Genomic DNA, 6,000 nt, shown 5'->3' on the forward strand with positions numbered 1-6,000 from the left:
CCGGCGCGCACAGGTTGGGCGTCGACCGTCGTTCAGACGACGGTCCGGGATTCGGTGATCAGGAAGAGAATGCCCCCGCGCACCAGACCCTGCGCTGGCGGAGAGGGGTCCTGGTGAGGAGCGTCCTGACGCCTACGCGGGATCGGCTTCGAGCGCCGAGTGCGGCACCACTGTAGCACCACCGAGGTCGACGGCCAGCATGAGCGCCCGCCAGTCGGACTCCGCGTGTCGCGCCACGAGGTCGGCTGCCGTGAGGCGCTGCGACGGGTCGCTGCCGAGCACGAGCAGGCTCGGCCCGGCGCCCGACACGACGGCCGCGAGTCCGTGCTGCCGGAGCAGGCCGATGAGCGCGTCGGTCTCGGGCATCGCGCTCGCCCGGTACGACTGGTGCAGGCGGTCCTCGGTCGCGGCGAGCAGGAGCTCCGGGCTCTGGATGAGCGCCGCCACGAGCAGTGCCGAGCGGGACACGTTGAACGCGGCGTCCTCGTGGGGCACGCTCGCGGGCTGCAGCGACCGCGCGAGCTTGGTGGAGAGCGTCGACGTCGGCACGAACACCACGGGCGAGACGCCGCGGTGCACGAGCAGCCGCTTGTGGGCCGGTCCGTCCGGGGTCATCCACGCGATGGTCAGGCCGCCGAACAGTGCCGGGGCCACGTTGTCCGGGTGCCCCTCCATCTCGGTGGCCAGGGCGAGGAGCGTCGCGGCGTCGAGGTCGACGATGCCCTCGAGGAGTCCCCTCGCGGCCATCAGCCCGGCGACGATCGCCGCCGCCGAGGACCCCATGCCGCGGCCGTGCGCGATCGCGTTGACCGCGTGCAGCTCGAGGCCGGGTTGCTCGACCCCGGCGTGCGCGAGGCCGCGGCGGACCGCCTGCACGACGAGGTTCGTGTCGTCGGTGGCGACCTCGCCGGCGCCGACGCCCTCGACCGTCACGGTCGCGCCGGGCTCCGGACGGACGCGCACGACGACCTCGTCGTACAGCGCCAGGGCGAGCCCGAGCGAGTCGAAGCCCGGCCCGAGGTTCGCCGACGTGGCCGGCACGCGCACGCGGACCGCCCGTCCGGCCGGTACAGCACCGCGGGCGGGTGCGGCGGTGTGGGCGGTCGTGGCCTCCCCCGGTCCGGACGAGCGGTCGATGCTCACGCGGGGCCGACCAGTCCGAGCACCTCGGCGACCGACTTCGTGTCCACCGGCACGCTCGTCGGGGTGACCTCGCCGCCGTCCGGGCTGCGGAGCGCCCACTGCGGGTCCTTCAGGCCGTGGCCGGTCACCGTGATGACGACCGTCGCGCCCTGCGGCACGACACCGGCGTCGGCGCGCTCGAGCAGGCCGGCGACGCCGATCGCGGACGCGGGCTCGACGAACACGCCGACCTCGGCGGACAGGATGCGGTGCGCCGCGAGGATGCCCTCGTCGGTGATCGCACCGAAGTACCCGTCGGTCTCGTCGCGTGCCTCGAGGGCGAACTGCCACGACGCGGGGTTGCCGATGCGGATGGCCGAGGCGATGGTGTCGGGCTGGCGGACGACCTCGCCGCGCACGATCGGCGCGGAACCGGCGGCCTGGAACCCGAACATGCGGGGCATCTTGGTCGAGCGACCGGCCGCGACGTCCTCGCGGTAGCCGCGGGAGTACGCCGTGTAGTTGCCCGCGTTGCCGACCGGCAGGAAGTGGAAGTCCGGCGCGTCGCCGAGCACGTCGACGACCTCGAAGGCCGCGGTCTTCTGGCCCTCGATGCGGTCGTTGTTCACCGAGTTGACCAGGTGCACCGGGTAGTTCGCGGCGAGGTCGCGCGCGATGTCGAGGCAGTCGTCGAAGTTGCCCTGCACCTGGAGCAGCTGCGCGTCGTGCGCGACGGCCTGGCTGAGCTTGCCCATCGCGATCTTGCCCTCGGGCACGAGCACCGCCGCGGTGATGCCGGCGTGCGTGGCGTACGCGGCGGCCGATGCGCTCGTGTTGCCGGTCGAGGCGCAGATGACGGCCTTCGCGCCGTGCTCGACGGCCTTCGAGATCGCCATCGTCATGCCGCGGTCCTTGAAGGAGCCGGTCGGGTTCATCCCCTCGAACTTGACGTACACGTCGGCGCCGGTCCGCTCGGACAGCCGTCGGGCCGGGATGAGCGGGGTGCCGCCCTCGCCGAGGGTGACGACCGGCGTCGCCTCGGTGACGTCGAGACGGTCGGCGTACTCGCGCAGGACTCCCTGCCACTGGTGGGCCATCAGGCTCTCCTTGTTCGGTGTGTTGCAGTTCGGGGGTTCGGGGGTCCGACGCCGACGACGGCGGACCGGGTCGTCCGTGGGCTAGGCGCCGACGACGCGCAGCACGCTCGTCACCTCGACGACGACGTCCTCGCCGCGGAGGGCCCGGACGGTCGCGGCCAGGGCGGACTCACGGGCGAGGTGGGTGCCGATCACGAGGTTCGCGGTGCCGGCCGAACCGTCGCCCGGGTCGGTCGCCGCGGTCTGCTCGACGGTCTCGACGCTCACGCCGTGGTCGGCGAGGACGCCGGCGACCGTGGACAGCACGCCGGGGGCGTCCGCCACGTGCAGCGTGATCTGGTAGCGGGTGCTCACCGAACCGATCGGGAACACCGGCAGCGCGGACTGCGTCGACTCCGCCACGCCGGGGCCGCCGATGACGTGCCGTCGCGCCGCGGAGACGAGGTCCCCGAGCACGGCCGACGCGGTCTCGACCCCGCCGGCACCGGCGCCGTAGAACATGAGGTCGCCGGCGGCCTCGGCCTCGACGAACACCGCGTTCTTCGCACCGTGCACGCTCGCGAGCGGGTGCGCCTCGGGCACGAGGGCAGGGTAGACGCGTGCGCTGACGCCCTCGACGCCGTTCTCGTCGGTCAGACGCTCGGCGGTCGCCAGGATCTTCACGACGTAGCCGGCCTTGCGCGCCGCGCGGACCTGCTCGATCGTGACCGAGGTGATGCCCTCGCGGTGCACGGCGGCGAGGGGCACCGAGGTGTGGAACGCGAGCGAGGCCAGGATCGCGGCCTTCTGCGCGGCGTCGTAGCCCTCGACGTCGGCCGTCGGGTCGGCCTCGGCGTACCCGAGCGCGGTCGCGGTCGCGAGGGCGTCCTCGAACGTCGATCCCTCGCGGTCCATGAGGTCGAGGATGAAGTTCGTCGTGCCGTTGACGATGCCCATGATCCGCTCGATGCGGTCACCGGCGAGGGAGTCGTGCAGCGGACGGATGATCGGGATCGCCCCGGCCACGGCGGCCTCGTAGTACAGCTGGGCGCCGACCTGCTCCGCGGCCGCGAACAGCTCCGGGCCGTGCGTCGCGAGCAGCGCCTTGTTGCCCGTGACGACGTCCGCGCCCGATTGCAGCGCCTGCAGGACGAGGGAACGCGCGGGCTCGATGCCGCCGATGAGCTCGACGACGATGTCGGCTCCGAGGATGAGCGACTCCGCGTCCGTCGTGTACAGCTCCGCCGGCAGCTCGACGTCGCGCGTGGCGTCGACGTCGCGGACGGCGATCCCGACGAGCTCGAGGCCGGCGCCGGCACGGGATGCCAGTTCGTCGCCGTGCTCGAGGAGCAGCCGGGCCACCTGGGAGCCGACCGAGCCGGCTCCGAGCAGCGCGACGCGGACGTTGCGGTATTCGATCATCTGGTGCGCATTCCTGTCGGGTCGGGGATCTTCCCGGGGGGTGTCAGCGGCCGGGGCCGACGACGACCCCCGTGTCGCGGGCGAGCAGGTCGTCGATCGACTCGCCCCGCACGAGGATACGGGCTGCGCCGTCCGCCACCGCGACGACCGGCGGGCGGCCGACGTGGTTGTAGTTGCTCGCGAGCGACCAGCAGTAGGCACCGGTCGCGGCGACCGCGAGGAGGTCCCCGCGCCGCACGTCGCCGGGCAGGTACTCGTCGTTCACCACGACGTCGCCGGACTCGCAGTGCTTGCCGACGACCCGGGTGAGCACCGCGGGGACGTCCGAGGTGCGCACGAGCCGGGCCGTGTAGTCCGCCCCGTACAGCGCCGGTCGGACGTTGTCGCTCATGCCGCCGTCGACCGACACGTACGTCCGGGTGGCCGCGGTGCCGTGCTCGTCCTCGAGCACGACCGGCTTGATCGTCCCGACGCGGTAGAGCGTGAGACCGGCCGGTCCGACGATGTACCGACCGGGCTCGACCGCGACCTCGGGCACCGGGATGTCCCGTTCTGCGCATGCCTCGGCCACGATCGTCGCCAGGGCCTCCGCGACGTCCTCGGGGTCGAAGGCGCTGTCCGCCTCGGTGTAGTCGATGCCCCAGCCGCCGCCGAGGTTCAGCTCGGGGACGGGTCCGGTCGCGACGAGCTCGGCGTGCACGTCCATCAGGCGACGGGCGGCCTCACGAAATCCGGACTCCTCGAAGATCTGCGAGCCGATGTGCGAGTGCAGCCCGACGAACGCGAGCGACGGCTCCGCGCGGACGGCCTCGGCCGCGGCGACCGCCTCGGTCAGCGGGATGCCGAACTTCTGGTCCTCGCGCGCGGTCGCGAGGTAGTCGTGCGTCGACGCGTGCACGCCGCTGTTGATCCGGATGCGCACGCGCTGGACCGTCCCGGCCGCGGTGGCGGCACGCGCGACGCGGCCGATCTCCTCGTGGCTGTCGAGCACGATCGTGCCGAGGCCGAGCTCGACCGCCCGGGCGATCTCGGCGTCGGACTTGTCGTTGCCGTGCAGGCCCATGCGCGCCGGGTCGACCCCGGCGGCGAGCCCGACCGCCATCTCGCCCGCGGAGCAGACGTCGAGCCGGAGGTCCGCCTCGGCCATCCACGCCGCGACCTGCGTCGTGAGGAAGGCCTTCGCGGCGTAGTACACGTGGGCGCGGGTGCCGATCCGGGCGAACGCGTCGGTGAACGCCGTGCGGACCCGGGCGGCGCGGGACTGCACGTCACGCTCGTCCACCACGTACAGCGGGGACCCGTACTGCGCGACGAGGTCGGCGGCGGCCACGCCGCCCACGGCCAGCTCGCCGTCGTCGGTCCGCGTCGCCGACGCGGGCCAGATCCGCGCGGTCAGCGCGGAGGCGTCCTCGGGGAACCGCAGCCGCGGCGGGGCCAGTGGGTTCTCGCTCACGGGACCCGATCCTAGCGAGGCGGGGCGCGCCTCCCGTCCGGTGTTACGCCACCGTCCGCGCCACGCGACCCCGCGGGGCGGGTCAGCCGGAGCAGGACCCGACGGTGCGGAGCCCCTGCTCGGTGAGCGGCAGACGGTCGGCGGTGACCCGGACCGTCGCCTGTCGGGCCGTGACGTCGAGCGCACGCACGCGCAGCTGCTCGGGCAGGAACTGCGCGGTGCAGACCTGCACGGGCACGTCCGTGACGCCCGGGATCGAGTTCACCTTGAGGCCGAGGTCGGAGTTCGTGATCCGGACGCCCTTCGGGGTGATCGTGACGCCGCGGCCGTCCCGTTCGGCGGCGACGTCGCCCGTCGCCGCGTAGGTGATGTCGTAGCCGAGCACCGCGGTGGACCCGGAGAGCTCGACCCCGCCGTCGACGAGCGTGAGACGGTCGAACAGCGGGCTGTACTTCGCGAGGTCCTTGACGCTCGACGACGCCAGCGTGACCGTGCCGTCGACGTCCCGCACGTCGCCCTTCCCGTCGACCGGGACGTCGTGCACCGTGACGTCGGCCGCGAGCGGGACCCCGTCGACCGTGAGGCGGTCGGAGCGGATGTCGACGCGGTCCAGGGTGCCCGTGACGAGCTGCGGGAGGACGACGCCCTCGGCGTGTGCGGTCACCTCGCCGGTCGCGCCCTCGGGGAGGGACTGCTCGACCTGGTCGGCGATCACCCGGTCGACCACGCCGCGGAGGACGAACTCGGCGACGACGACCAGGGCGGCGAGCACGAGCAGCACGACGACGAGGACGATCGGCCAGCGGCGGCGCCTGCGGGAGGGGGCGGGTGCGACGGACATGCGTCCCACCCTGCCAGGGACCTCCGGCAGACAGCCTGGAGGCGCGGTGCGGGTCCGGTGGGAGGGGTGCGGGCCGGCGCGGGGCG

Annotated in this window: 5 protein-coding genes; all 5 read right to left on the minus strand. The window is 73.5% G+C overall.

Translation table 11 applies throughout. The features are described 5' to 3' along the window. Positions 1 to 132 precede the first annotated feature (132 nt). A complete protein-coding gene (gene thrB, locus BEP24_RS00920) occupies positions 133 to 1,047 on the minus strand; it encodes a homoserine kinase (RefSeq protein ID WP_065959346.1) in 915 nt (304 codons plus the stop codon). A 92-nt stretch (positions 1,048 to 1,139) separates the two neighbouring features. Continuing rightward, positions 1,140 to 2,219 (minus strand): threonine synthase, encoded by a 1,080-nt coding sequence (gene thrC / locus BEP24_RS00925; RefSeq protein ID WP_065959274.1) that lies wholly within the window; start codon positions 2,217 to 2,219, stop codon positions 1,140 to 1,142. Positions 2,220 to 2,300: 81 nt separating this feature from the next. Beyond that, positions 2,301 to 3,620 carry a homoserine dehydrogenase gene (locus tag BEP24_RS00930; RefSeq protein WP_065959275.1) on the minus strand — a complete coding sequence of 440 codons (1,320 nt, stop codon included), beginning with the start codon at positions 3,618 to 3,620 and terminating at the stop codon, positions 2,301 to 2,303. Between the two features lie 43 nt (positions 3,621 to 3,663). After that, complete coding sequence (gene lysA, locus BEP24_RS00935) at positions 3,664 to 5,073, minus strand: diaminopimelate decarboxylase (protein ID WP_065959278.1); 1,410 nt, start codon at positions 5,071 to 5,073, stop codon at positions 3,664 to 3,666. Positions 5,074 to 5,155: 82 nt separating this feature from the next. Further along, entirely contained in the window at positions 5,156 to 5,914 is a 759-nt protein-coding gene (locus BEP24_RS00940) for an LmeA family phospholipid-binding protein (RefSeq protein WP_065959279.1), read from the minus strand. Positions 5,915 to 6,000: the final 86 nt, after the last annotated feature.

Origin of the sequence: Curtobacterium sp. UCD-KPL2560 (genome assembly GCF_001705035.1) — a bacterium.
Taxonomy (GTDB): domain Bacteria; phylum Actinomycetota; class Actinomycetes; order Actinomycetales; family Microbacteriaceae; genus Curtobacterium.